We start from the raw sequence: 26,999 nt of genomic DNA on the forward strand, positions 1-26,999 counted from the left end.
TACTGACTAGAATAGATTCTCTCCACTAATCCGACTAATTTCGAGTTTAGAAATAAGCGATAAATTATGCGGATAGTTTTTATGGGTACACCTGAATTTGCGGTGCCCAGTCTACAAATTTTACATGAAAATGGCTACGATATTGTAGGTGTCATTACAGCACCCGATAAGCCAAAAGGTAGGGGGAAGAAAATGCAGGGTACCCCTGTGAAAGAATATGCAGAAAGTGTAGGACTTCACCTCTTACAACCTACCAATTTAAAATCTGAAGCATTTTTATCCGAGCTTAAATCATTAAATGCTGATTTACAAATAGTGGTAGCATTTCGAATGCTGCCAGAGGTCGTTTGGAATATGCCAGCAGGAGGCACTTTCAACCTTCATGGTTCATTACTGCCGCAGTATAGAGGTGCTGCGCCGATCAACTGGGCTATTATGAATGGAGAGACAGAAACAGGTGTGACTACATTTTTCCTCAAGCACGAGATAGATACAGGTAGTGTCATAATGCAAGAAAAGGAGGTGATAGCTAAAGAAGATACGGTAGGAGATGTATACGAGCGGCTTATGATCAAAGGGGCTAAGCTGGTATTGAAAACGGTACAGGCTATAGATGTGGGAACAGTATCCCTGTCTCCACAGATAGAATCGCCAGACTTAAAGGCTGCTCCCAAAATTCATAAAGAAACATGCGAGATCAAGTGGTCTCAAGAGAGTGAAACCATCAGAAATTTTATCAGGGGACTTTCTCCGTATCCAGCTGCATGGACAACACTGGGAGAAAAAAAATTCAAAATATATAAAACTAAAATTTCAGAACAATCGGCTGATGATAAGCCTATCGGTAATTATATCACCGATAATAAAACACACTTGTCTGTGAAGACAGGAGATGGGTGGCTCGACTTGCTAGAGCTGCAAATGGAAGGTAAGAAACGCATGATGGTGGAAGATTTGCTCAGAGGTTTTAAATTTGATTGATATGAAGATAGCACTGATAGCAGCGATGTCCAGAAACCGTGTGATCGGGATCAATAATGACTTGCCTTGGCATTTGCCTGACGACATGAAGTATTTTATGGAGACTACCAGAGATCATGTAGTGATCATGGGGCGCAAAAATTTTGATTCACTACCGCCTAAGTTTAAGCCGCTGCCCAATCGAACCAATGTAATTTTGACCAGACAGAAAGGCTATGAAGTGCCTGGTTGTACTGTTTTTCATGACATGAAAGACGCTTATGCCTTTGCAGAATCTCACGGAGAAAAAGAGCTTTTTGTAATTGGTGGTGGTCAAATTTATCAAATGGCAATCGCACAAGCAGATGTGATTTACCTGACAGAAATTGACGCAGATATAGAAAATGGGGAGGTTTTCTTTCCTGTAATGGGTGGCGAATGGAAAGAAGTTTCCAGAATTCATCATGGACAAGACGAGCGCCATGTCTACGCTTTTGATTACGTGAGATACGAAAGAGTATAAGGCCATTAATGATAGACTACCCCTTAATAAAATGAGCATGTTGAAATATTTTGAAAATAGAAATATCTGGATCACGGGAGCCTCTAGCGGTATTGGTGAAGGTTTGGTTAGGCATTTGAGCCAAGTGAAATGTAATTTGATTATCTCGGCTAGGAGAGAAGAAGAATTGGTTCGGGTGAAAAATGAGAATCAAAATGCAGCCACTATCGAAGTGCTTCCATTGGATCTCGCAGATGGGCCTTCGCTAGAAGCGAAGACCAAAGCTGCTGAGGCATTTTTTGGAGGAGTCGACATTCTATTTAATAACGGTGGGATCAGTCAGCGTGATAAAGTGATTCATACATCCATGGAAGTGCAACGTCAGATCATGGAGGTCAATTACTTTGGGACTATTGCTCTGTCTAAATATGTCTTGCCAGGTATGGTAAAACGCAAATTTGGGCATCATGTGACCGTCACTAGTGCAGTGGGGATTATCAGTACACCGTTGAGGTCGGGGTACTCTGCATCAAAGCATGCGGTACACGGATTTTTTGATGCGTTGCGTTCGGAGCATTTCGAAGACGGTATCAAAGTCACGCTTATACTGCCTGGCTATGTGAATACCCAGATCTCTTACAATGCTTTGATGGGGGATGGTACGCAGCAAAATAAATTGGACAAAGCGCAGGCGGCAGGGTTGACTGTAGATCAGCTTGTACATAAGATGTTGAAAAAGGTGGCTGCGCAGAAGGAGGAAAGTTACATTGGAGGTTTCAAGGAGGTGATGGGTATCTATATGAAAAGATTTTTCCCTAGTATATTTTCTATCCTTGTTCGCAAAATGGCCGTTACCTAAAGATAACCAGCCAGCTTGTAAGCTAGAATACCTACCCACTCCTTTGTGAGCGTGGTCCATACATTTAAAGCATTGAGTGAGGGAATAATGAGCTCCTCCGGTGTATACCTCAACGACCTTCCGTAGTGATCTGTAGGGAAAGGGACAACATGCAGTCCTACTTTTTTAAAACACTTTTTAGACCGATACATATGAAAAGCGGAGGTAATGAGGAGTATTTCGTCTTGCGTTTGTTTTAGTAAATCGGCGGTGTAAATCGCATTTTCTCGTGTGTTTCTTGCTTGATCTTCTATGTTTATATCTGTTTCTGGTATGCCACAGCTTAGTGCAAAACCTCTAAGTGCATGGCTTTCCTTATGACCTTCGAAGGTAATAGCTGCTGTTCCTCCAGTGATGACAATCTGATCAATAATCCCTTTTTGATAAAGATCAATTGCATGCACGATTCGATCTGATCCTTTATTGAACTGTACACGGTCAAATGGCGGACGATCTGGATTTGTGATACCAGACAATACAACACCATAGCGATAGTGACCATCAAGTTGATTATATGGGATGGCCTCTGGTTCCCAGCTGTTGATAATCAAAATAGAGAGCAATGGGTTGGTGAAAAATAAAAGCAAGAATACAGCGGAAGTATGTAACAGTTGACGGTACTTCTTTTGCTTCACCACCAGCGAACCGATCGCCACCCAAGCAATAAGGCTGACGGGCATTATCAGCCAATAGATGATTTTGGATAGGATGAAAAACATAGGCTTTTATTTGCCAAAGCTATTCACTACTTTTCTAAACCAATCAAAATAAAGCGATACAACGAGCAATAGTGACATCAGCCAGATCACTATTACGTTGAAGTAGAGCGTGTCGTAGTAGTTGCCCATAAAGTACTTCTGCGGTGCATAGAAATGTGATCTCATATCCAGTGCATGTTGAGGAAGTGCCACATAGTATATGGGGTATATTTTCTGAATGAGCTCCTTTTTGGTTTCCAAAAGTCGGTTTTCAGCTGTGCTGTTTTTCAAAAAGAAAGTAATGGCTTCATTTTCATTCCCTTTTCTCAATTCAGCAAAAGCGGCAGCCTTCTCTTCGGTATCAGTCATGGACTTTATTAAGGCATCACGATCAGCAGAGGCTTGCTTTAAGCGATTGTTATAGATCTTGCGCATGATTTGAACAAATCGCTTGGTGGCATCATAGGTGGATGTGTCGAACTTGCTAAGGGAGATGTTCTCTAATTCCCTGAACTTGTCTTTGGGGATACGAGCCAATTCCATTTCTTTTCTAAGCTCATTCTGGATAAGCTTTAACTTGTCATCTACCATTTGTTTTTTGTCGCTATCAGTAGATCCAAAGTTGGAATGTACATAGTCAAGATTAGCTTCTATAGCCGAGTAGAAGTATACACTTTTAAACTCTGAGTTGGCAATTGTTTGGTCGTATTCGAAAAGATGTTTTTCGTAGGCATTGTCTTTGAATTGTGTAACGGCAAGTGCTTCATAGCCCCATTTGGAAGCCATCAGTTCACCTATTATAGGTACTTTCTTTGAATTGCTTAGCCATGGGTGTAGCTTATCAAAATTTACCACTACACCACTCAAAATAAGCTGAGGGATAATCAATAATGGAATAAGGATGTAGATCGTTACGGCAGAATTGAAGGCTGAGGATATATTCAGTCCCATGATGTTGGCAAAACATGAGACACTAAACATGACCAGCCAAAACGAAAATGTCATGCCGTGGATGCCTAATATAGCATCTCCTATTACGACAAACATTAAGGACTGTAGGGCAGAGAGACCAAAGAGAATGGCCATTTTAGATACGAGATAACTCCATCTACTGAGGTTGAGAAAAGACTCTCTTTTCAATATTTTTCGATCCTTGAAAATTTCTTCGGCACTCACTGTCAATCCCATAAAAAGCGATACAATAATGGCCATGAAGAAGAAGGCAGGGATGTTTGGGTTCTCTTTGAATACATATTCGCTAGACCCTTCGGGTACATATCTAATAATAAAAGCCAAGATAAGCGCCAACAAAGGAGCTTCAAGTAAGTTGATCGCTAGATATTGTTTGTTGCTTATTTTGGAAGCAATATCTCGACTGGCAAAAATCACAAGTTGTTTGAATCTGCTTGGAATTTTGAGTGTTTTTTCGGGTTCTTCATCCGATTCTTTGGCCGGTTTGATGTTTACTCTCTCGGTGAAATATCCGTTCCAGTCTTGCGGCGATATTTTACGTTGGTCAGTGAGTTTGCCATATTCATCTACCACTTTGGTCTCTATGATATTGAATATTTGCTCCGAATTCACATTGCCACATTCTATACAGGAGCCTGCTTCTTTGTCTATGAGATCTACAATGTTTTTGAAATAGATGACAGCTTCTACAGGATTGCCATAGTAAATCTGGTAACCACCTACATCGAGTATGACTAGTTTGTCAAACATCTTGAAAATCTCAGACGAAGGCTGGTGAATGACCACAAAGATCATTTTGCCTTTGAGCGAAAGCTCTTTGAGTAGATCCATGATGTTTTCAGAATCTCTGGATGAAAGCCCAGATGTAGGTTCGTCTACAAACATGACCGAAGGTTCACGAAGGAGTTCCAAGCCTATGTTGAGTCGCTTTCGCTGCCCACCACTGATGGTTTTCTGTAGCGGCGAGCCTACTTTTAAGTTTCTTGTTTCGCTCAGGCCAAGCGCAGATAAGGTCTTGTCGACCAATTCATTCAGTTCCTTATCATTCTTATTGGCAAAGCAAAGTTTGGCAGCGTAGTAGAGGTTTTCGGATACGCTGAGTTCTTCTACCAGCAAGTCGTCTTGTGGTACATAGCCTATGACTCCTTCTACTTTGCTTTTGTCTTTGTTGATATCAATGCCATTGATCCGGACAGAGCCATGCGAAGGTTTTTCATTGCCATTCAATACATTGAGTAGGGTGGACTTGCCTGCTCCACTGCCGCCCATCAACCCGATGAGTTTGCCAGAGCTTTCTGCTATCGTGATGTCTCTTAGTCCTTGGTGCCCGTTAGGGAAAGTGAACCCTAAATTTTCTGCTACAAAGGAGATTTTGGCTTGAGAACCTTCTTCTCTGAAAGCCGACACCACATCGCTATAGTAAATGGGGTCTATTTTACTGCTTCTGATGGTGCTACCAGAAGAGAAGACAATGATTTTATTTTTTCTTACATGTATGCCATTGAGTGTAAGGGCAGATTCTCCCATGTATTTCATAAAATACATTTCTAGTGCGGGAAGCCTAAAGAAAGCGAGATAACCAGATAGAAAAGCACGTTTGATGTGCTTTGATGACGAATTGAGGCCTCCATTTTGACTGTCGTCTATGATTAGAATATTCTCTGCATTGAGCTGAGAACGTTCTTTGGTGACTACAAATGATTTGATGTGATCTACTGCTTTGTTTGAGAAGTGGAAGGCCTCACCAATGAGAAGTAGTAGCTCTTGTTCTCTGTCGGATATCTCACCATCGGCCATGATGACTTCAAGTACTTTTAAGATAACGACGATTTTTTGCTGCTGAGTGAGCTCTTGATTGACCTGTTTGGCTAGTATAGATATTTCTTTCTTTTCGCTGAAAGAAACAGCCCGTTCACTAGACATATGGCTAGTCATCTGATCGAAGAGTTGCATGTATTTGAGACTATCGCCTTTGCTGAGGTTTTCGAGCAAAAAGTCTTCGATTGAATTTCTTTCGTCCTCGGTGACGTCGTCCTCTTTAGCCACTATCGCCAATAAGTGGATGATGGCTTTTAACAGTTGTTCACTCATAGTTTAGATCGAGTTATTGAGATGGTTTTGATCAATAAATATAGGTCAAATTGGGGCATAAATAAAAAAAGCATTGAATGTATAGTTCAATGCTTTTTACTCCGGTAGAATGGCGGATTATCTTACCATTTCGGCTCTGATTCTTTTTACCTCTGCGATGATGTCTACCAACATGTCTTTGTTCAAAGTGAAGTTAGGATCACCTTCAGCAATTTTTTTGTCGATTTCAGCAAGATCTTCTTGATACAATACTCTCAAGATGTCGAATTCTGCTACTACACCAGCAATGGTGTCATCGCTTTTTAAGTCTTTCAAAAGTTTAACTACATCGTTCAAAGGCTCTTTTTGATCGATGATGATTTTTACCAATGGCTCCAAAATCAAGTTTCTGCTCGCTTCAGGGAGTAGATCTTCAGGGTAGGTGTCGATCACCATTACTGACAAGTACAATCCTTCGATGTAGCTACCAGAAAGAATCAAAGCAACCGTTTGTAATCTATCTGTTGCTTCCAGTTTTTCTTCTGCTACTTCCATCGCATAGTTGATCAGGTTAGCCAAAGAGTCTTTGTTGCCCAAGTTTTTTTCAAATCTTTCCATCAAGTCCAATTCGAAAGCTGATGCAATGCCGATTTGATCTGCCAGCTTTTGACATGCTTCCATGTATTTTAAAGCATCTTGTACTTGATCATAAGAAGATAAATACCCAATGTCAGTAGCATACGCACCCAGGTTCATAGCTGCTTTATCAGCTACATTTTCGTATTTAGATACGTTGTCAATACTATTGATTAAATCTCCGTTAAAATCAGATCCAGTAGCCTGAAGCATATAAGGTACTTCTGATGGAGGGGGCATGTCGTGCACCACTTTGTCAATTTCATTGAGGAGTTGATTTTCAGCCTTCTCAAATGCCTCAGCTTCTGCTTCAGCAGCTACTTTTTTGGAATTGCTTCCGCAAGAACAAATGAAAACTGTCAACGCCACGGCAAAGCATAGGTTGATGGATTGTTTATAGTTGATCATTAGTTTGTGTTTTATGAATTTCTCAATGCCAATTTTAATATATTTTTGACTGGATATAAAGCGCAGTATCAATTAATTTGAGCAGAACAGCTGTGATCTTTCGTTTTCTTATGAAAATAAAACTATACATCATAATGACTGTCTTGATAAGTGGGGTATACAAACCCGCAATGACTCAAGAACTAACACAATATTTTTACTCAGACGGTGCGTTGAGCTCCGAAGGCGTGCAAGATGCTACGGGCAAACAAGGAGAGTGGAAATTCTATTATGCTGAAGGGCAGATCAATGTAGTTGAGAATTATAAAGCCAACGAGCTAGAAGGGGTGTCGCTTTCATATTATCAAAACGGGCAGTTGAAGAGTGAAGAGAATTGGCACCTTGGACTGCAGGAAGATAGCGCATACTATTATTATGAGACAGGGCAGCTACACCGAAAAGGTATGTATATAGCCAGTTTGTATACGGGGATTTGGCTCTCTTACCACGAAAATGGCAGATTGAAAAGTAAAGGAGGGTATGCCATGGGACTACCCGATGGGTTGTGGGAGGTCTATGCTGAAGATGGTCTAATATTGCAAAAAGGCTACTACAAAGAAGGAAAGGAGCATGGATATTGGGAGTTTTATGATGGCAACGGACGGATCAATTTTTCAGGTAGTTACCAAAACGGTAAAGAAATAGGTGAGTGGTACGAGTATTCTCGCAAGGGGAAAAAGAGGCTTTATTATGACTACTCTGAAAAATAACGCATGACGGTAAAGGACTTGGAAAGACAGTACTTCAACTTGTACAATTAATCTCCTGCATATCTTTCATACTGACTAATAACCTGATTAAAATCATTGATTAGTGAATTGGCCATCTGGTTAATCTCATGGGTGCTTATGGAAGAAAGTTCTGAGCAGAATCTTTGCCATTTTTGTTCTATGTGTAGGATTGTCGATTGGGCATTGGATGTATTGATTTTGGAGCTTTTGATTTCCTCTAGCTGTTGGCTAAATAGGCTGATACATTGTTTAATGGTCACCTGATCGTCCAGCATATGTGCATTTACTATTTTCATCAAAAGCATGCGCTGACTACCCGTCTTATTGATCAATATGGACAAGGCTGTAATCTCATTTACTAGCCCATTGAGCTCACCTAATTTGTCTATGGATTGCGCACTCATGTTTTGAATTTCGCTGACTAATACTCGGAAAGGAGCACCTTGCGAGCTGTTAAGTTTGCTGGCATGGATAGCGGCGTTTATTGCTACGATGTTGGTTCTTTTTGAGAAATCATTGATGCTGCCGATTACACTATTGAGACTGTTTTTTATGGACATAACAAGCTGGATGACTACGTAATTATTGAACGCAATCATAGCCAAAATACTTAGTTTATATTTCTTTACTACTTTGTATCTTGTGTTATTAGTGGTTAATGCATGTTGATATATGCGGTATGACAGAAATGTACGAATTGGACTACGTAGTTTTTCTGTAAGTTCCTTAAGGCTTTTATTGAGTTGGGTGTGTTTGAGCCAATTGATTGATCCTTTTTTAGAGTTTTAGAATGTTAGCTCAGAGTGCGCCTTTGCCTAATTTGTCGATATTAGCTATTCGAAAAGATTGTTTGCCCTCGATAGGGGAAGTACTGGTTTTGTTTGACCTAATGATAAACCAATTGTAAGAAATCAAATCCTGAACTCATGCATCAACAAGCCAAACTTCTCTTTCTTTTTATGTTTCTATGGCTCGTGTCCAAGGCGCAAGGCCAAAATGGAAAACGAACCGAAAATACCGTTTTGAAATTGGACAAGGGAGAAAATCCTTATTCAAAAAGAAAGTCTGCCTGGCTGGTGAAAAATGGCTTTGATGTGGACGTCTATGATTGGCAAAACAAAGAAATCAATCAGCAGTTGAAAGGAGCCTTTGATCAGCGAACCTCAGCTTATGTCTGGGGTGTTGTGGGACTGGCTAGTGCTGTGCAGTTGGGAAACCAAATGATCAACAATGATGAGGGGAGGGGCTTTTGGTTCACCGCATCAGTTACGTCAGGGGTCATTGCTTCCATTCAATCTTTCAAGGCAAAGAAGAGAGTGAAGCAGGTCAATATTTGGCATCAAAATTTGGATAGTGTCAATCAAGACAGCGTTTCTGCACTATCAATCCATAAGCATTATCACCTACCAAGCCCATACAAGCCTTCAAAAAACAAATATTTATTAAAAAATGATTTTGATCTCTATGCTTATCATTGGGACAATGAAGAAATCAATTTGCAGTTGGACAAGGCCTTTGAGTTAAGAAGTACAGGGCAGGTTTTGCTTGGCGTGTCTTTGGGGAGTTTTTTTCTGGGCGCATTATACAAACTTGCAGGAATGCTTGCAGATGAAAACGACAAGGGGGGGAGTGCTGGTAGAATAGGCACTGGTCTATACATAGCATCGGGAGCCATGGTTACAGGTTCGATCGTCCTGACTAGTTTGGCTCAAGGCAAAGTACGAAAGGCTGAGCAGCAAAGAATTCTATTATCTACCCAGTAAAAAGTGATTGCTTGTTGTTGAGGACTACGCAATCACCTTGTACTGAACTTCATCCATTGCTTCCAATTTTTCTAGTAGACCATTGTTGGGCTCAATCTTTACTTTTCTGGAGAGTAAGTTTACTTGCATATTGGCTTCCTCATCTACGATGTCAAGCTTGAGCAAGCTATTGCCTGCATATTGGGTGGTTAGTTTTTTGATTTCAACGATTAGGTTTTCATTTACGTCTTTGAGATTGATTCTTAAGTTCAAACCCTTAGTTTTTTCATCTCTGATTTCAGTGAGCAGGTGCATGGATTTTACTTTCAGCTCTAGTTCTTCACCTTTCCAGCGGTTTTGTACGCCACATTGAAAATAAAGGAACCAACCTGTTTCGAAATATTCTTTGAATTTGATGTAATCGTCTGAAAACAAGAAAAAAGTAAAAGAATCTGTAAAATCCTCCAAAGTAATGGTGCCAAAGGGTTTGCCTGTCTTAGTTACACGATGACCGACAGCTGAGACTTGCCCGCCTATTTTGATACTGCCTTTCTTTTGTAATTCAGCCAGATCGCCGTTGAGCTCTTTGATGGTGGTGTTGCAAAATTGTTCAATTTCAAACTTGAACTGATCCAATGGATGGCCAGAGATGTATAGCCCGACTACTTCTTTTTCGATCCTTAGTTTTTCTAACTCACTAAATGGCTCTACAGCTGACACCGTAGGTGTAGGTACAGATACGCCAGATTCGCCACCGAAGAGTGATGCCTGTGCGCTGGCTTCTTCCTGTTCCATTTTGTTGGCATACTTAACGGCTTTTTCGATCAGGCTAGGTTCGCCGTCGTCAGTGATCAGATATTGGCGTCTATGGTAGCTTTCAAAGCAGTCAAATCCTCCTGATTGCGCTAGCGCCTCGAGCGTTTTCTTATTTACAGAGCGTAGATTGATTCGAGTAACGAAATCAAAGAAGTCTTTAAATTTCCCATTGGCTTCTCGTTCTTCAATGATCGAGAGGGCGGCTGCCTCACCTGCACCTTTGATGGCTCCCATGCCAAATCTAATCTGCCCTTCAGTGTTGACTTGAAAAAAAACACCTGATTCGTTTACGTCAGGGCCAAGTACTGGTATTTTACGTACCCGACATTCCTCCATAAAGAAGCTGACTTTCTCTATGTTGTTTTGGTTGTGCGTGAGTACGGCTGCCATGTATTCGGCAGGGTAGTGGGCTTTGAGGTATGCGGTATGGTAGGCCACTACCGAGTAGCAAGTTGAGTGAGACTTGTTGAAGGCATAGGCAGCAAAAGCTTCCCAGTCTTTCCAAACCTTCTGTATCATTTTCTCCTCGTGTCCGCGTTCGAGACACCCCTCTACAAACTTGGGTTTTAGCTGATCTAGGATGGCCTGGATCTTCTTACCCATCGCTTTTCTAAGCATGTCGGCTTCACCTTTGGTAAATCCAGCTAGCTTCTGAGAAAGTCGCATTACTTGCTCCTGATAGACGGTAATGCCATAAGTCTCGGCTAAGTATTCTTCCATCCCTTCGAGGTCATAGACGATCTCCTCAGTGCCCATTTTTCTGGCAATAAAGTTAGGGATGTACTCCATTGGTCCTGGTCGATAGAGTGCGTTCATTGCGATCAAATCCTCGAATCTATCCGGCTTCAGCGAGCGCAAATGCTTCTGCATGCCGGGCGACTCAAACTGAAACGTACCGTTGGTCTCGCCACGCTGGTACAGTTCGTAAGTTTTTTTGTCGTCGAGCGGAATGTCGTCGGGAATGATCTCTATACCATGTCGTTTTTTCACGTTGGCGCAAGCTGTCTTGATGATCGATAGGGTTTTGAGTCCCAAAAAGTCCATCTTCAACATGCCCGCACTTTCGACTACACTGTTGTCGAATTGAGTGACAAGCAGATCTGAATCTTTGGCTACACCTACAGGCACGTGTAGTGTAATGTCGCTTGGCGTGATGATAACCCCACAGGCATGAATACCTGTATTTCTCACAGATCCTTCGAGTACCCTTGCTTGCTGTATCACTTCAGATTTCAATCCATGACCTGTTTCCATGGATTGGAGTTCTTTCACTTCTTTAAAGGCCTTGTCTAAGCTGATTCCAGGCCTTTCGGGAATGAGCTTGGCAATAGAATCCGTTTCAGATAAGGGCAGCTCCATCACACGACCAGAATCACGAATGGAGGATTTGGCAGCCATGGTGCCGTAGGTGATGATTTGTGCGACTTGTGTTTTGCCATATTTATCGATCACGTATTGGATGACTTTGTCGCGTCCTTCGTCGTCAAAGTCAATATCAATATCGGGTAGTGATACACGGTCAGGATTTAGAAAACGCTCAAAAAGTAGATCGTAAGCGATCGGATCTACATTGGTGATGCCGATACAGTAGGCAACAGCCGATCCTGCAGCCGATCCACGACCAGGACCTACGGATACACCCATCTCTCTCGATTTGGTGGTAAAATCCTGCACAATTAAGAAATAGCCTGGATAACCAGAGTTTTCAATGGTTTTTAGTTCAAAATCAAGTCTTTCTGTAATTTCATCTGTGATTTCACCATAGCGCTTTTTGGCACCCTCGTAGGTGAGGTGGCGAAGAAAATTGTTCTCGCCTCGTTTGCCTCCATCTTCTTCATCTTTGGCGTCTTTAAATTCGTTAGGGATATCGAAGGCAGGCAATAATACATCTCTAGACAATCGATATTCTTCTACCGAATCAATAAGTCCTTGGATATTCTCAATTGCTTCAGGGATATCTGCAAAGAGGGCTTTCATTTCCTCTTGGGTTTTGAAATAATACTGGTCGTTGGGCAGGGCATCTCTATAAGCTCGTCCTCTGCCTACTTCGTCATTGATACTCTTTCCATCTTTGATGCAGAGTAGCACGTCGTGTGCTTTGGATTCATGCTTGTCCAGATAGTGTACATGATTAGAGGCAATGAGTTTGATGTCATGCTTCTTCGCAAACCCTTGGAGAATATCATTGAGGTGGTTTTCCTCATCGAGACCGTGTCTATTGAGCTCGATATATAGATCCGCACCGAATAGCTCTTTCCACCATAAAAGAGCCTTTTCTGCTTGTTCTTCTCCTTGGTTCAATGCTAGAGAAGGGACTTCACACATCAATCCGCCAGTGAGGCAAATCAAGTCATCTTTGTATTGCTTGATTAGTTCTTTGTCAATCCGAGGATAGAAGCCATAGAGGCCTTCCATGTGTCCTAGAGAGGAAAGTTTGGCTAGGTTGTGATAGCCTTTTTTGTTTTTTGCCATGAGTACAATTCTGGTCATTCGATCAGGACTGTCCTTGGTGAATTTGAGTGTTTGACGCTCTTCTGAAATAAAAAATTCCTGGCCAAGAATAGGTTTGATACCTTCTTTGATGGCTCCTTCTACAAAGTGATAACCACCATACATGTTGCCCAAGTCTGTGAGCCCTACTGCGGGCATGCCCAGCTCTTTGGCTTTGGCAATGAGTGGTTTGATCTTTGGGGTGGCCTGCAAGACCGAAAACTGCGAATGAACATGGAGGTGGCAGTAAGGAGACGTGATTTCTTTGGCGGCATCTAGGTCGATGTCTATGCCTTGTTTTTTGTCCTTTACGGCAAAGTTGGCGGCAGCTAAGTCTGGTGCCTCATATTTGATATCCTCCTTGGTCGTATCGTCCAATGGCGCGATCACGCCTTCGGTCACTAGCCCAAAGAAACACTTGGCGGTAGCATCTACATCGTAGGCGGCATCGTGCGCATCGTCGAAGCCTACCCCAAAGAGTTTGGTATGTAGCTCGGTGAGGGTAGGCCATTTGAATTTGCCACCTCGGCCGGGGATGGCTACAAATTCTGTAGACTCATCTTTGGTGTCGATAGCGTCTACAGTAGATAAGTCATTGTTCCTTTCCTTACGCAGGTATTCTGCGCCCACGATGTTGAGGTCAAACTCTACATTGTGCCCAATTACTGCTTTGATTTTCGTCAGGTCTTCGGAGAAGATGCTGAGGACTTCATTTAGATCATGCCCTTCTTCTTCGGCTCTTTTGGTAGAGATACCGTGAATTTTTTGCGCATTGAAGGGAATGGTGTATCCCTCTGGCTTGATGATGTAGTTTTTGTCGCTGATGAGCGAACCGTCATTTGCATGTACTTGCCAGGCCAGTTGTACCAATCGAGGCCAGTTATCTAAGTCCTCTAAAGGTGCATTGTAGTTTTTGGGTAAGCCAGTGGTCTCAGTATCAAATATCAGGTACATGGGTGCTCTTTGTTTTTTGTCATTTCGACCAGAGAGAAAAATCTAAACGGTAATGATTGGTGAATCTATGGTTAGATTTCTTCCTGCATTCGAAATGATATGGTGGTATTTCGTAAGTGCGAATCGGACTTTAAAACTAGAAATTTTGGCTGGATATACGCTGGATATTGGGAGGAAGTTTTCCACAGTGGATAGAACTTTTCTGCAGTGATGACTTTTAGGAAAGGCCTATATCTAATTAACCTGCTATGATATAATTTTCACCTTCTGTATACTTTTTGGTATTAAGGAAACTTCTCACTTCATCTCGCCGACCTCTGTTGGTAATGTAACTAAGGATGAACGGCTGATCAGACAGGGAGATTTGCTCAAAATGCACGCAGGGATAGTGCGCCAGTTGTTTGGTCTTTTTGATGTCGATGTAGCCTGCTATTGTTATTCCTTCTTGAAGGAGGAGTTGGCTTCTTTTGAAGCCTAGCTTGCCAGCACCCCAGATCCAAACTTCTTCTTGATTGATGCTTATCAGATGTTGAGCCAAGTACTTAGTTTTGATGTTGAAAAAGGCATCTGTATCGTAGCGGTCATCGGTGCGAGTGAGTCGATGTGGGCTGTCGTGCCAATCGAGTAGGGGGAGGGGCAATTTTTCGATTTTGTGATTTTTAGAGGTAGTGCGGAGAAACCACTCGTAATCTTCAGGAAAGTTTCCTTCTCTTAGATAGCCAACCTCATCGAGAATAGATTTTCTAAACATAAGCGTAGGGTTGACTATAGGAAATTCTACGAATCGATTGTGGTAAATATTGTCCCATGAGATTAGGCTATTGCTCCATTGTACGAAGTGCTCAAAGTCATCTGGTGTATCTTTTTCTGATTGGTATTTGACTTGTGTGGCGGAGATGGAGAGGGAAAGATTGGATTCAAGGTGGTTAAATTGTCTTTCGAGTCTTTCTGGGTGAGCGACATCATCGGCATCCATGCGGGCGATGTATTTGCCAATGGCGGCTGCCATGCCTGTGTTGGCAGCGAAGACTACGCCTTGGCATGGTTCAGTAAGTAGTTTGATTCTCGGGTCGCTGCTGGCTAATTGTTTGGCGATTTCAGTGCTGTGGTCGGTCGAGTTGTTGTCGATCAGAAGCAGCTCGAAGTCTGAGTAGGTTTGATTGAGGATGCTTTGGGTGGCTTCCTTTAGCGTGTGTGCGGCGTTGTAGTAGGGTAGGATGACGGATAGATTCATCATTTTTATATGAAACAAAAAAAGATTCACCTCGCTGAGATGAATCTTTTTTTATTGGTTAACAAAGGGTATTACTTATTGAAGAGAAATGCCACAAGCATCAGCAAATTCTAACAACTTGGCAAGGTCACCTAAGTCAAAATCATCGTCTTGGAAAGCATCATATTCATATTCTCTGGATACTTTTCCAATAAAGCATTCGCAATCTTCCTTGTCTGTACCTTCTTCAACGCAGTCGCTTACAGCTTCATCTACTTGTTCTTGAGTCCATTTAGAATCATCGTCATCATCTCCACAAGAAGTTGCGATAAATAAAACTGGCAGAATGAATGCTGCCATCATAAGTGCATTTTTAAACTTATTCATAGTTTGATTTAGTTGAAAGTTGACTGGGAGCTGTTTTGAAACTCCAGTATTAAGTGAAAAAAAACTGTTTCAAAATGATGTCAGTATATTTTTCTATAAACAGTTCTCCTTTTATGAGAAATACTAACTTTTGAAACAGTCTTTTTAAAAGTGCCTCTTAGATGTTATCCGACGAAGCCTTAGCTGCTAGATATTCTCTATTCAACCTTGCAATGTGAGTCACGCTGATCTCTTTAGGACAAACGGCCTCACAAGCTTGGGTATTGGTACAGTTGCCAAAACCTTCTTCTTCCATCTGAGCTACCATGGCTTCTACTCTTGAATGCCTTTCTACTTGTCCTTGTGGCAATAAAGCCAGTTGAGAAACTTTGGCTGCCGTAAACAGCATCGCAGATGCGTTTTTGCAAGCGGCTACACAAGCGCCACATCCGATACACTGTGCGGCATCCATGGCTTCATCGGCGATCACTTTAGGAATCGCGATTTCGTTGGCATCAGGCACGCCACCTGTATTTACATTTACATAACCACCCGCTTGGATGATTCTGTCGAATGAACTGCGGTCTACCACCAAATCCTTGTGCACAGGGAAGGCAGAGGCTCTCCATGGTTCGATCACGATGATATCACCATCCTTGAAGCTTCTCATGTGAAGCTGACAAGTGGTTACGGCATCTTTAGGGCCGTGAGGTTTTCCATTGATGTATAGTGAACACATACCGCATATGCCTTCTCTACAATCATGATCAAAGTGTACAGGATCCTTTCCTTCTCTAGAAAGGTTTTCGTTCAACACGTCAAGCATTTCAAGAAATGACATGTCAGGGGACACGTCCGAAACATCGTATGATTCGAATGCACCTTTATCTTCAGCGTTTTTCTGTCTCCAGATTTTTAATTTCAGATTCATATCAGTTCTTATTTATAGCTTCTTTGAGTCAATTTCACATTTTCGAATTCGAGTTGCTCTTTGTGTAGTTCTTCTTCTTGGTCTTCGCCTTTGTATTCCCAAGCGGCTACATAAGAGAACTCATCGTCAATTCTGAGTGCTTCTCCTTCAGGGGTTTGTGACTCTTCACGGAAGTGACCACCACAAGATTCCTTACGGTTCTGAGCATCGTCGATCATCAATTCTCCTAGTTCAATGAAATCAGCTACTCGATTTGCTTTCTCCAAAGACATATTCATTTCTTCGTTTTCGCCAAGCACTTTCACATTGCTCCAAAACTCTTTTTTGAGCGCTTTGATCTTTTCTTTAGCAATTTTCAAACCTTCTTCGTTTCGTGCCATCCCACAGTATTCCCACATGATGTGGCCCAGTTCCTTATGGAAATCATCTACCGTCTTGTCTCCATTGATGTTGAGCAGGGTGTTGATCCTTTCTTTGACGGCAGTCTCTGCTTTTTGGAATTCTTCGTGATCCGTAGAGATCTTGTCATATGGCATGTCTGCCAGATAATCACCAATAGTATATGGCAATACGAAGTAGCCATCCGCCAATCCTTGCATCAAAGCACTCGCGCCTAGTCTATTGGCGCCGTGGTCTGAGAAGTTGGCTTCACCAGCAGCGTATAATCCCGGAACGGTAGTCATCAGGTTGTAATCTACCCAAAGTCCGCCCATGGTATAGTGTACCGCAGGGTAGATCATCATCGGCATTTCGTATGGGTTGTCACCTGTGATCTGTTCGTACATATCGAACAGGTTGCCATATTTTCCTTTGATGGTTTCTAAACCATCTCTTTTGATTGCGTCTTTGAAGTCTAGGAATACTGCGAGTCCGCTAGGGCCTACGCCACGGCCTTCATCGCACATTTGCTTGGCATTTCTCGAAGCCACATCTCGTGGTACCAAGTTGCCAAAGGCAGGGTATTTCCTTTCTAGGTAGTAATCTCTGTCTTCTTCGGTGATCTTAGCTGCGTCTGCTGCTTTCAATCCCTTTACGGCTGTCTTAGGTACCCAGATTCTTCCGTCGTTTCTTAGAGATTCAGACATCAAGGTCAACTTAGACTGATGATCGCCTGATACAGGAATACAAGTAGGGTGGATCTGGGTGTAGCATGGGTTGCCAAAGAATGCGCCTTTTTTGTGCGCTCTCCAGGCAGCGGTCACGTTAGATCCCATGGCATTGGTAGATAGGAAGAATACGTTGCCGTACCCACCTGTGGCTAATACCACGGCATGGGCGCTGTGTGATTCGATTTTGCCTGTAATCAGGTTTCTAGTAACGATACCTCTGGCCTGGCCATTTACAATCACTACGTCCAACATCTCTGTTCTGGCATGTAGCTGTACTTTGCCAGATGCTACTTGTCTGCTGAGTGCACTATAAGCACCGAGTAGTAATTGCTGTCCTGTTTGGCCTCTTGCATAGAATGTACGAGAGACTTGTGCACCACCAAAAGATCGGTTGGACAAGGTGCCTCCATATTCTCTAGCGAAAGGTACGCCTTGTGCTACGCATTGATCTATGATGTTGACCGATACTTCAGCCAGACGGTGAATGTTGGCTTCCCGACCTCTATAGTCACCACCTTTGATGGTGTCATAGAATAGTCTGAATACTGAATCACCATCGTTTTGATAATTTTTTGCAGCATTGATACCGCCCTGAGCGGCAATACTGTGTGCCCGTCTTGGGCTATCTTGAAAACAGAAGGACTTGACGTTGTAGCCGAGCTCACCAAAAGAGGCAGCAGCGGCGGCACCAGCTAGTCCAGTACCTACTACGATTACGTCATATTTTCTTTTGTTGGCAGGGTTGACCAGCTTGCTTTTGAATTTGTGCTTGGTCCACTTCTCAGCTAACGGTCCTTCAGGTATTTTGGAATCTAAAGCCATTATATATAGGTCTTAATTTTTTCTAAATTGATTTATCCTCTTAAAAACATGATGATCGGAATGCTCGCAAATCCTAATGGAATCAGGATAGAGTAAAGCAAACCAAGCTTCGTGATGAAAGGAGTGTACTTTTTGTGATTAAGCCCCATGGACTGAAAAGCACTAGAGAAGCCATGCGAAAGGTGCAAGCCTAAGAAGATCATACAGATCACATAAAAACCAGCAAATAGTGGCTGCGCGTAAGTAGCGGCTACGATCTGATATACGTCTTTGTATTCTACGCCGTCATAGGTAGTAAATGGGATGGCTCCGAATTTGAATTCAAACCAAAATCCTTTGAGGTGAGCGATGATAAAGATCAGAGTAATGATCCCTAGCAATGCCATGTTTTTGGATGCCCAACTACTCTTAGAGTCTTTGGTAGGTACTTTGTATCTTACATTTCTAGCGGCTTTGTTCTTCATCGTAAGTATAATGCCATCGATGATGTGCACTATGATAAAGAAGAAGTTGCCATAAGAAACGACCTTAATGAAGGGGTTGTGAGCCATGCTCGTCGCGTAGATATTAAACGCCTTACCGCCATCATTAAAAAGTAGCTGTAGGTTTCCAGCCAAGTGTATGACTAGAAATAAAATTAGAAATAGCCCAGTCAGTGCCATCAAGAGTTTTTTGCCGACGCTGCCTGAAAGTGTTTTTGTAAACCAACTCATACTTCGATTGTTGAAAATTTAGATGCTAATGATGCCCCAAATATATAGTTGGGGCGCATACCAAGCAATGGAATGCAATATTCAGTTTTAGTATTTAGACTAATTATAAATTAGGATGAGGGAGTGTTGTGAAAATCAAAATTTTGAGGCCAAATAATTTAGAGATTGCTAGATCATTTTCGACTACAATGCCGTTTATCTTATATCTTTAAACCCAAAGATTCTTTTGCTATTGGATGATCATGGTGCTCAATGGCTAGGGGATGAGGCAAAATGATTGTTTCAGCAATGAATTTGAATAAAAAACTGACTTTAATGAATTACCATTCGATACTTAAAATTGCAGGGCTATTTTTTATCTCAGTATTTTTTTGTTTGGAAAAATCATATGCTACCCATATTAGGGCAGGGGAGATCATTGCCATAAGAAGTTCTAATACTACACTCACGTATCAGTTTACGGTTAAAGGATATACAGATACAGGCTCTACAGTTATATTTGGTGGGGGAGAGTTGGATTTTGGAGATGGTACGATAGTCACACTATCCGAGGCCTCCTCTAGCAATGGTACAGTACTACTAGAAGATGAAGTAGCTTATAACTTCTTCGAAATTTCACATACCTTTTCTGCTCCAGGAAAATATACCATCCGCTATGTAGAGCAAAACAGAAATGCAGGAGTTCAAAACATGTCTAATTCTGTAGATACTCCTTTTTATATCGAAACGACTATTTTGATTGATCCATTCATTGGGTTGAATAATACACCAGTATTTCTCGTGCCTCCGATAGATAAAGGAGCAGTAGGGGCTGCATTTTTGCATAATCCTGGTGCTTACGATAGCGACGGAGATAGTTTGTCTTATCGCCTGACTGTACCTAAGCAAGCGCTAGGACGTGAAGTGAATAATTATATGTCGCCTGCCGATCCTTCGTTTTACGATGATTATTTGCATGGCAATGAAGAGCTTACGGATGTTCCAGTGTTTAATATTAATCCCATTACAGGGAGTTTGACTTGGGATGCACCAGGAAGCGCCTGGGGAATACAATATTGCTTTTATAGTAGATGAATGGCGATTAAAAGAAGGCGCTTGGTTCTTGTTGGGTTCGCTTACGCGCGATATGCAGATCATCATAGAAGATACTGACAATGAACGGCCAGAAATAACCCCGCCACCAGATTTGTGCGTGGAGGCTGGTACGACCATCAATGAGACGATTACTGCCATGGATCCTGATGGACATAAGGTGAAAATAGAAGCTTTTGGTGGCCCATTTGAACAGGGAGAAAACAGTGCGAAAATTACTCCAGAGGGGGTGTTTCAAAATTCGCCTGCAAGTGTATCTTTTCAGTGGAATACGACCTGCGAGTCTGTGAGAGAAAGGCCATATGAAGTGCAGTTGAAAGCGACTGATCTACCTGAATTAGGGCCAAAGTTGGTGGACTTCAAAACATGGAATATAACGGTGGTGGCGCCGGCACCTACTGGCTTGATGGCTGACATACAGCCAGGTAGGACAGTACAACTGGATTGGGATTCTTATGCAGGATGTATAGGAGCGAGCAAGATGCAGATATGGCGTCGTGTAGATTCGTATGATTTTCTAGCCCAAGATTGTAATGTAGGGCTTCCCGAATCTGCTGGCTACCAGTTGATAGATACAGTAGCCATTGCAAATACCTCGTACTTTGATGACAATCATGGGATGAGGCTCGCACCAGGAGCCAAGTACTGTTATCGGATTGTAGCGATCTTTCCAAGTCCTGCTGGTGGTGAGAGTTATGCCTCCACGGAGGTTTGTGTCGAGATGGGACTCACGGCTCCAATCATCATAGAAGTGGATGTAGAAAAAACTAAAGAAACTGATGGACAGATTTTCGTGAAGTGGCAGTTGCCAGAGGATTTGGATTTGAATGACTATGAATACGAAATCGTACGATTTACGGGAAAGAGTGGGTTTAGCAATCCAGATACTTTGCAGTCGGCCATACAGTATGTTCCACCAATCAATACGCTATCTTATACCGATACAGGGCTAAACACCCAATCGAATGCTTATCATTATGTAATCAATATGATGCTAAAGGGAGAAACAACTCCTATTGATTGGTCTGCGTCAGCTTCGTCGGCATGGTTGGAGGTGAGTGCTACTACTGAGGCCATTATTTTGAACTGGGAAGCCATAGCTCCATGGTCCAACATTGTACAACCAGATGTGACTGATCCTGTCGATAAATATTATCATACCATATATAGGTATGAAGATGATGGATTTATAAATCCAGCGAATTTGACTTTGGCAGATTTCGACTCATTAGTAAGTATGGATGTGACTCAGGAGGGGTTGCATTACGAAGACATTAATGATGCAGCTGATAATCCCTTGAATTCTGATTTGGTTTACTATTATTATGTAGTGACTAGAGGGAGTTATGGTAATGATTTGATAGAAGACCCAATAGTAAACAAATCTCAGTTCAACTCAGCACAGCTCGATGATGGTGTTGCGCCTAATTGTGCCCCAGTGTTGACGTTTGATGCAGATTTCGATTGTACTACTTATTTGGCTAATCAAAAGTGCTCGTTTTCTAATTTCTTTAGAGATCTCAATTGGGATTATGATTTTGGTGCATGCGACAATGATGTAAAATCATATAGAATTTATTTTTCAGAAGATGGATCGGAGGAAGGATTTGGAGAGAAGGGGCAAGATTATGTGGCTGAAGTGCTAGGTACTTCTTACACCCATACAGGTTTGGCTTCGTTCAAGGGCTGTTATAGAATAACAGCTGTAGATAAGGCAGGCAACGAAGGTGACTGGGATGTGGAGCAGACTATTTGTGCTGATAATTGCCCAAATTATGTGTTGCCAAATGCATTCTCGCCAGACAATGATAGCCAGTCTATCAACGAAACATTTACTCCCTACAATGACGTGGTGAATAATAAAGACGTCGCCAACTTCGACTATTCCCTATGTCCACGTTTTGTGGAGCATGTCGAGTTCAAAGTTTTTGATCGTGCAGGAGGAGTCATTTTTGATTTCAATTCTGCCACTACGGGTGGAGAAGGACAAAGTGTGAATAGTATTTTGATTAATTGGGATGGTGCTACCAATACTGGACGTGAATTGCCCGCAGGCGTGTATTTTTATGGCGCAGATGTGACATTCGATTTATTGGATCAAGAAGACAACAAAAAGACATTTAAGGGATGGATACAAATACTCAAATAAATCCACTTGTGCTTTACGATGGTGTTTGTACTTTTTGCAATAGCTCAGTCAATTTTATTCTGGATCATGAGCGCAATTCTTCCTTGCACTTTGCACCGCTACAGTCCGAAACTGGCCAGGCGATCCTCAAAGCTCATAATCTTCCGCTGGACTATACGGATAGCTTACTCTATGCAGTAAATGGACAACTTTCGACGCATGCCAAGGCGGCGTTTAAAATAGCTACTTATCTAAAATCGCCATGGCGATGGGTAGCTGGTTTTGGAATTTTACCACCGTTTATTACCAATTTTTTCTATAACCTAGTAGCCAAGCATCGGTACAAATTGATGGGGCAAGCCGATGCCTGTATACTTCCTTCTCCAGCAGTCAGAGGTCGGTTTTTAGATTGATTTGTTTTTGGTTTAAGTTTGCGACCAAATTTTTAATCAATTACAAAATGAAAGCATACGTATTCCCAGGACAAGGCGCTCAGTTTACCGGTATGGGTAAAGATTTATATGAGAGCTCAAGCAAAGCCAAAATACTTTTCGATAGTGCAGATCAAATTTTAGGTTTTAATATTACTAAAATCATGTTTGAAGGTTCTGCAGATGAGTTGAAAGAGACAAAGGTGACTCAGCCAGCTGTTTTTATTCACTCAGTGGTTTCTGCTTTGGTCAATGATGACTTTAAACCAGAAATGGTAGCAGGACATTCTTTGGGAGAATTTTCAGCCTTGGTGGCCAACGGTACATTGACTTTCGAAGACGGTTTGAAATTGGTCTCGCAGCGCGCACAGGCCATGCAGAAAGCTTGTGAGCTGAATCCATCTACGATGGCAGCTATTCTAGGATTGGAAGATGATAAAGTAGAAGAAATTTGCGCTAGCATAGAAGATGTGGTAGTAGCGGCCAACTACAACTGCCCAGGCCAATTAGTAATATCAGGGTCCAATGCAGGTATCGAACTGGCGTGTGAAAAGATGAAAGAAGCAGGTGCTAAAAGAGCCTTGCCATTGCCGGTAGGTGGAGCGTTTCACTCTCCACTCATGGAGCCTGCCAGAGAGCAATTGGCTGCTGCGATCGAAGCAACTGTATTTTCTCAGCCGATTTGCCCAGTGTACCAAAACGTGGATGCCAAGGCACATAGCAGTGTAGACGAGATTAAAGCTAATTTGATTGCGCAGCTCACGGCACCTGTACGATGGACGCAGTCAGTAGAGCAGATGGTCGCCGACGGCGCCACAGCATTTGTCGAATGTGGGCCAGGGAAAGTGCTTCAAGGGCTGGTAAAAAAGATACACAGAGAAGCTGAGGTAAGCGGAATCTAATCAGAGGTCTTTTGTCTACTTCCGATTGAGGAGAATAAGCAGCTCTTTAAAAGTCATCGGACATTATAAATGTTCGATGACTTTTTTATATGGTATTGGGCTGCCTCATTCGTAGCCTTTACATATCAATAGTAGCCACGCATTTCAGTTCTATGGCGATTGGTGTGGGAAGGTTATTAATTTCTACCGTGGTTCGGCAAGGTTGATTATCCTTGAAGTACTCTGCATAGATCTCATTATAGACTTTGAAATCATCTTTCATATTGGTGAGAAATACCGTCACATCTACGAGCTGATCCCAAGACGAACCAGCAGCCTCTAGTATCAAACGAATGTTTTTGAATACCGAATGACATTGAGCCGCTATGTCATAGGATTTGATATTGCCTTCGGAATCAAGCGTAACACCAGGTATTTGTTTAGAACCTCTTTGGCGAGGGCCTACACCAGATAGGAACAGGAGGTTGCCCACTTTTCGGGCATGAGGGTAGAGTCCTACTGGTTCTGGAGCTTCGTTGGCGTTTTTTATAGATTCGTTGTTCATCTTTTTGGGGGAGATTTAGGCGTTCATTAAGCTTTCTATTTCTTCTGCATGTATAGGGATGTTTTTCATCAGGTTGCGGTGTCCGTCTTTAGTGATCACAATATTGTCTTCTAGACGAATTCCAATTTGTTCTTCTGGGATATAAATACCTGGCTCTACGGTAAATACCATGCCTGGTACGAATTTTTTATAAACGCTAGCCACATCATGTACATTGAGTCCTAAGTGGTGTGAGGTGCCGTGCATAAAATACTTCTTGTAGGCAGGCCAGTCCGGATCTTGCTTTTGTATGTCTGTTTTGCTGATGAGCCCAAGTGTTATGAGCTCTTTTTCCATGATTTCGCCAACGGCCTTGTGATATTCTGGTATGGTGTTGCTAGGGGTGAGGAGTTCAGTCGCCTCATTTTTCACGCGTAAGACTGCATCATATACTTGTCGCTGTCTTTTGGTAAACTGCCATTCGTAGGAATGACTCGTGTCATATCCGCATTGTAGTTGGCATATGATGCCGCTACGTCGAATAAAATCACATCTCCGTCATGGCATTGTTTGTTGTTTTCCACATAATGCAATACACAAGAATTGGCGCCAGCTGCTATGATGGGGTCATAAGCGAATCCTGTAGCCCGATTTCGTAAGAACTCATAGGAAAGTTCTGCCTCTAATTCATATTCCCACACACCAGGTTTTGTAAATTCTAAAACCCTTCTAAATCCAATCTCAGTAATGTCGCAGGCATGCTGGATCAATTCTATTTCTCGAGGTTCTTTTACACTGCGGAGGTCGTAGAGGTGTGGGGCCAGTCGTTCGTATCGATGGAGTGGAAAATTGGCCTGACACCATTTTACAAATCGATCTGTACGTGTTTCTACTTGTGAGCCATTGCGGATGTGTTCGTTGGTGTCTAGGTAGATGTATTCGCTTTCTGCCAAAATGATGTTCAAAGCTGCTTCAAATTCGCTGAGCCACTTTACGGTTTTGATGCCAGAGGTTTCTTCTGCTTCTTGTTTGGTGTATTTATGACCTTCCCAGACGGCTATTTCTTCATTGGTTTCCCGCAAAAAGAGGACTTCTCTGTATCGTTCGTCGGGAAAATCGGGAGCGAGCAATAAGATTGATTCTTCTTGATCGATTCCTGTTAGGTAAAATAAATTGGCATCTTGTCTGAACGGCATAGTACCGTCTGCAGAGGTGGGCATGATATCGCTGGAGTTGAGTATCGCTACTGCCCTAGGTTTTAGCTTGGCGCTAATTTTTTTTCGATTGGCAATGAATAGGTCTTGTCCTATAGGTAGATATTTCATGGTTGTATCATTTTTGTTTTTGGATAAACAGGTTGCAATTACTAGCTGTGAGTAGCATGTGAATTACATAGGTAAATCTAACTTTTCTTACGATCGAAAACGGGCACGTAATACTTTTTTTGGCTTTTCTGTTGAACTAGTCTGACACTTGGTATACGAACCCAGTATAACCGTGCAAAAATATTGAATCATTCATTTCGAATGATCGGCCATTTCTCGCTTGCAAAATGTATAGCTTTGTGCCTTCGAATTGAGTTATATGATGGATTACGAGTTGTGGGAATTGCCCAATGGGATCAGGGTGGTTCATAGACAAGTTTCAAATACTAAAATTGCCCACTGTGCACTGATGCTAGATATCGGTAGCAGAGACGAAGAACCTCACCAGCAGGGGATTGCTCACTTTTGGGAGCACATGGCTTTCAAAGGTACACAGCGTAGAAAAGCCTTTCATATTATCAATCGTCTCGAATCACTAGGAGGTGAATTGAACGCCTATACTACTAAGGAAAAAATTTGTTTTTATGCCGCCGTGCTGGACAATCACTTGGACAAGGCCGTGGACTTGCTGACAGATATTACCTTCAATTCTATTTTTCCAGATGCTCAGATCAATAAGGAGCGTCAAGTTATCCTAGAAGAGATGTCTATGTATGCAGATAGTCCAGAAGATGCGATTCAAGATCAGTTGGACTGCTTAGTGTTTAAAGACCATCAGTTGGGTAATAATATCCTAGGCAATTCGGAAAGTGTCAAGTCTTTCAATCAAAGAGATTTTCTAGACTTTGTCAGTGAAAACATCGATACTCATCGGATGGTATTTTCTTCCGTGGGTAATTATTCTTTGAAAAAACTGAAGAAAATCATAGAGAAAAACCTCCTGTCTATAGATGCTATATCCTGTGTGCGCGACCGGAAATTAGTAAACGGCTACAGTCCTCAAAATGAAGACTTGAAAAAAGATATTTCGCAAGCACATGTTGGTATAGGTTGTCGCTCGTTCAATATTTACTCAGAGCAAAAAGTGCCTTTCTTTGTGTTAAACAATATTTTAGGAGGCAATGCGATGAATTCGAGACTCAATTTGTCTTTGAGGGAAAACTATGGCATGGTTTACAATATTGAATCTAATTTTCAAGCGTTTACCGATACAGGTATGTTTTCCATTTTTTACGCTACTGAGCCTGCCAATTTGGAAAAATCCTTGCAACTCGTACAGAAAGAAATAAATAAACTCATGGAGGTGGAGCTGGGTTCTAAACAACTTCAAACTGCCAAAAATCAGATCAAAGGTCAGTTGGCTATGTCAGAAGAAAACCATCAGAATTTTATGCTGATGATGGCCAAAAGTATTTTGGACTATGGGAAGATAGAGGGACTAGATAGCGTCTTTGGAAAAGTGGATCGAGTCACTCGCTCACAACTTCGACAGCTGGCCAACGAACAGCTGAATTTCGATCAAATGAGTATCCTCAAATATTTGCCGAGCATAGGAGACTAGACCGTTTGGATTGGTTATTTAAATATT

Annotated in this window: 21 protein-coding genes and 1 pseudogene; 10 read left to right on the forward strand and 12 right to left on the reverse strand. The window is 42.1% G+C overall.

The window, feature by feature from the left end; all coding sequences use genetic code 11:
- Positions 1 to 66: 66 nt before the first annotated feature.
- The 3 genes from fmt to N7E81_RS11860 are packed head-to-tail and all read left to right on the forward strand — an operon-like array spanning position 67 to position 2,321.
- Positions 67 to 981, forward strand: coding sequence for a methionyl-tRNA formyltransferase (gene fmt, locus N7E81_RS11850; protein WP_263049797.1), 915 nt, complete (start codon positions 67 to 69; stop codon positions 979 to 981).
- 1 nt (position 982) lies between these two features.
- Positions 983 to 1,483, forward strand: coding sequence for a dihydrofolate reductase (locus N7E81_RS11855; protein ID WP_263049798.1), 501 nt, complete (start codon positions 983 to 985; stop codon positions 1,481 to 1,483).
- A gap of 37 nt (positions 1,484 to 1,520) precedes the next feature.
- A complete protein-coding gene (locus tag N7E81_RS11860) occupies positions 1,521 to 2,321 on the forward strand; it encodes an SDR family NAD(P)-dependent oxidoreductase (protein ID WP_263049799.1) in 801 nt (266 codons plus the stop codon).
- Here the strand turns inward: N7E81_RS11860 and N7E81_RS11865 are convergent.
- From N7E81_RS11865 to N7E81_RS11875, 3 genes are all read right to left on the reverse strand, one after another.
- The gene (locus tag N7E81_RS11865; RefSeq protein ID WP_263049800.1) at positions 2,318 to 3,079 is read right to left on the reverse strand and encodes a YdcF family protein; all 762 of its coding nucleotides are present in this window, start codon (positions 3,077 to 3,079) and stop codon (positions 2,318 to 2,320) included. The genes N7E81_RS11860 and N7E81_RS11865 overlap by 4 nt on opposite strands.
- A 6-nt stretch (positions 3,080 to 3,085) precedes the next feature.
- The gene (locus N7E81_RS11870; RefSeq protein WP_263049801.1) at positions 3,086 to 6,121 is read right to left on the reverse strand and encodes an ATP-binding cassette domain-containing protein; all 3,036 of its coding nucleotides are present in this window, start codon (positions 6,119 to 6,121) and stop codon (positions 3,086 to 3,088) included.
- Positions 6,122 to 6,238: 117 nt separating this feature from the next.
- On the reverse strand, positions 6,239 to 7,144 hold the full coding sequence (locus N7E81_RS11875) for a hypothetical protein (protein ID WP_263049802.1): 906 nt from the start codon (positions 7,142 to 7,144) through the stop codon (positions 6,239 to 6,241).
- Between the two features lie 134 nt (positions 7,145 to 7,278).
- Here N7E81_RS11875 and N7E81_RS11880 point away from each other — a divergent pair, with 134 nt between their 5' ends.
- Complete coding sequence (locus tag N7E81_RS11880) at positions 7,279 to 7,893, forward strand: toxin-antitoxin system YwqK family antitoxin (protein WP_263049803.1); 615 nt, start codon at positions 7,279 to 7,281, stop codon at positions 7,891 to 7,893.
- Between the two features lie 47 nt (positions 7,894 to 7,940).
- On the opposite strand, the gene N7E81_RS11885 is transcribed toward N7E81_RS11880, so the two are convergent.
- The gene (locus tag N7E81_RS11885) at positions 7,941 to 8,474 is read right to left on the reverse strand and encodes a hypothetical protein (RefSeq protein ID WP_263049804.1); all 534 of its coding nucleotides are present in this window, start codon (positions 8,472 to 8,474) and stop codon (positions 7,941 to 7,943) included.
- A 366-nt stretch (positions 8,475 to 8,840) separates the two neighbouring features.
- Here N7E81_RS11885 and N7E81_RS11890 point away from each other — a divergent pair, with 366 nt between their 5' ends.
- A complete protein-coding gene (locus N7E81_RS11890; protein ID WP_263049805.1) occupies positions 8,841 to 9,677 on the forward strand; it encodes a hypothetical protein in 837 nt (278 codons plus the stop codon).
- A 24-nt stretch (positions 9,678 to 9,701) separates the two neighbouring features.
- Here N7E81_RS11890 and dnaE read toward each other — a convergent pair whose 3' ends face one another.
- From dnaE to N7E81_RS11920, 6 genes are all read right to left on the reverse strand, one after another.
- Positions 9,702 to 13,916, reverse strand: a complete 4,215-nt coding sequence (dnaE, locus tag N7E81_RS11895) for a DNA polymerase III subunit alpha (RefSeq protein WP_263049806.1) — start codon at positions 13,914 to 13,916, stop codon at positions 9,702 to 9,704.
- Between the two features lie 238 nt (positions 13,917 to 14,154).
- Positions 14,155 to 15,153 (reverse strand): glycosyltransferase family 2 protein, encoded by a 999-nt coding sequence (locus tag N7E81_RS11900; protein ID WP_263049807.1) that lies wholly within the window; start codon positions 15,151 to 15,153, stop codon positions 14,155 to 14,157.
- A 72-nt stretch (positions 15,154 to 15,225) separates the two neighbouring features.
- The gene (locus N7E81_RS11905; protein ID WP_263049808.1) at positions 15,226 to 15,516 is read right to left on the reverse strand and encodes a hypothetical protein; all 291 of its coding nucleotides are present in this window, start codon (positions 15,514 to 15,516) and stop codon (positions 15,226 to 15,228) included.
- A gap of 157 nt (positions 15,517 to 15,673) precedes the next feature.
- On the reverse strand, positions 15,674 to 16,426 hold the full coding sequence (locus tag N7E81_RS11910) for a succinate dehydrogenase/fumarate reductase iron-sulfur subunit (protein ID WP_263049809.1): 753 nt from the start codon (positions 16,424 to 16,426) through the stop codon (positions 15,674 to 15,676).
- An 8-nt stretch (positions 16,427 to 16,434) separates the two neighbouring features.
- Positions 16,435 to 18,357 (reverse strand): fumarate reductase/succinate dehydrogenase flavoprotein subunit, encoded by a 1,923-nt coding sequence (locus N7E81_RS11915; protein WP_263049810.1) that lies wholly within the window; start codon positions 18,355 to 18,357, stop codon positions 16,435 to 16,437.
- Between the two features lie 32 nt (positions 18,358 to 18,389).
- Positions 18,390 to 19,070: a succinate dehydrogenase cytochrome b subunit gene (locus N7E81_RS11920; protein ID WP_263049811.1), complete on the reverse strand. Its 681-nt coding sequence runs from the start codon at positions 19,068 to 19,070 to the stop codon at positions 18,390 to 18,392.
- Between the two features lie 375 nt (positions 19,071 to 19,445).
- Here N7E81_RS11920 and N7E81_RS11925 point away from each other — a divergent pair, with 375 nt between their 5' ends.
- The 4 genes from N7E81_RS11925 to fabD are packed head-to-tail and all read left to right on the forward strand — an operon-like array spanning position 19,446 to position 23,623.
- Positions 19,446 to 20,144, forward strand: coding sequence for a hypothetical protein (locus tag N7E81_RS11925; protein ID WP_263049812.1), 699 nt, complete (start codon positions 19,446 to 19,448; stop codon positions 20,142 to 20,144).
- Entirely contained in the window at positions 20,095 to 22,311 is a 2,217-nt protein-coding gene (locus tag N7E81_RS11930; protein ID WP_263049813.1) for a gliding motility-associated C-terminal domain-containing protein, read from the forward strand. Before N7E81_RS11925 ends, N7E81_RS11930 begins: the two co-directional genes overlap by 50 nt.
- Entirely contained in the window at positions 22,290 to 22,703 is a 414-nt protein-coding gene (locus N7E81_RS11935) for a thiol-disulfide oxidoreductase DCC family protein (RefSeq protein WP_263049814.1), read from the forward strand. Before N7E81_RS11930 ends, N7E81_RS11935 begins: the two co-directional genes overlap by 22 nt.
- Before the next feature lie 47 nt (positions 22,704 to 22,750).
- Entirely contained in the window at positions 22,751 to 23,623 is an 873-nt protein-coding gene (gene fabD, locus N7E81_RS11940) for an ACP S-malonyltransferase (RefSeq protein WP_263049815.1), read from the forward strand.
- 118 nt (positions 23,624 to 23,741) lie between these two features.
- Here fabD and N7E81_RS11945 read toward each other — a convergent pair whose 3' ends face one another.
- Both N7E81_RS11945 and N7E81_RS11950 read right to left on the reverse strand, forming a co-directional pair.
- Positions 23,742 to 24,167, reverse strand: coding sequence for a RidA family protein (locus N7E81_RS11945; RefSeq protein WP_263049816.1), 426 nt, complete (start codon positions 24,165 to 24,167; stop codon positions 23,742 to 23,744).
- Between the two features lie 15 nt (positions 24,168 to 24,182).
- Positions 24,183 to 25,471: pseudogene (locus tag N7E81_RS11950) on the reverse strand (aminopeptidase P N-terminal domain-containing protein).
- A gap of 259 nt (positions 25,472 to 25,730) precedes the next feature.
- On the opposite strand from N7E81_RS11950, the gene N7E81_RS11955 reads away from it, so the two are divergent.
- Positions 25,731 to 26,972 (forward strand): M16 family metallopeptidase, encoded by a 1,242-nt coding sequence (locus N7E81_RS11955; RefSeq protein WP_263049817.1) that lies wholly within the window; start codon positions 25,731 to 25,733, stop codon positions 26,970 to 26,972.
- Positions 26,973 to 26,999: the final 27 nt, after the last annotated feature.

It is taken from the genome of Reichenbachiella carrageenanivorans (genome assembly GCF_025639805.1).
Classification (GTDB): Bacteria; Bacteroidota; Bacteroidia; order Cytophagales; family Cyclobacteriaceae; genus Reichenbachiella; species Reichenbachiella carrageenanivorans.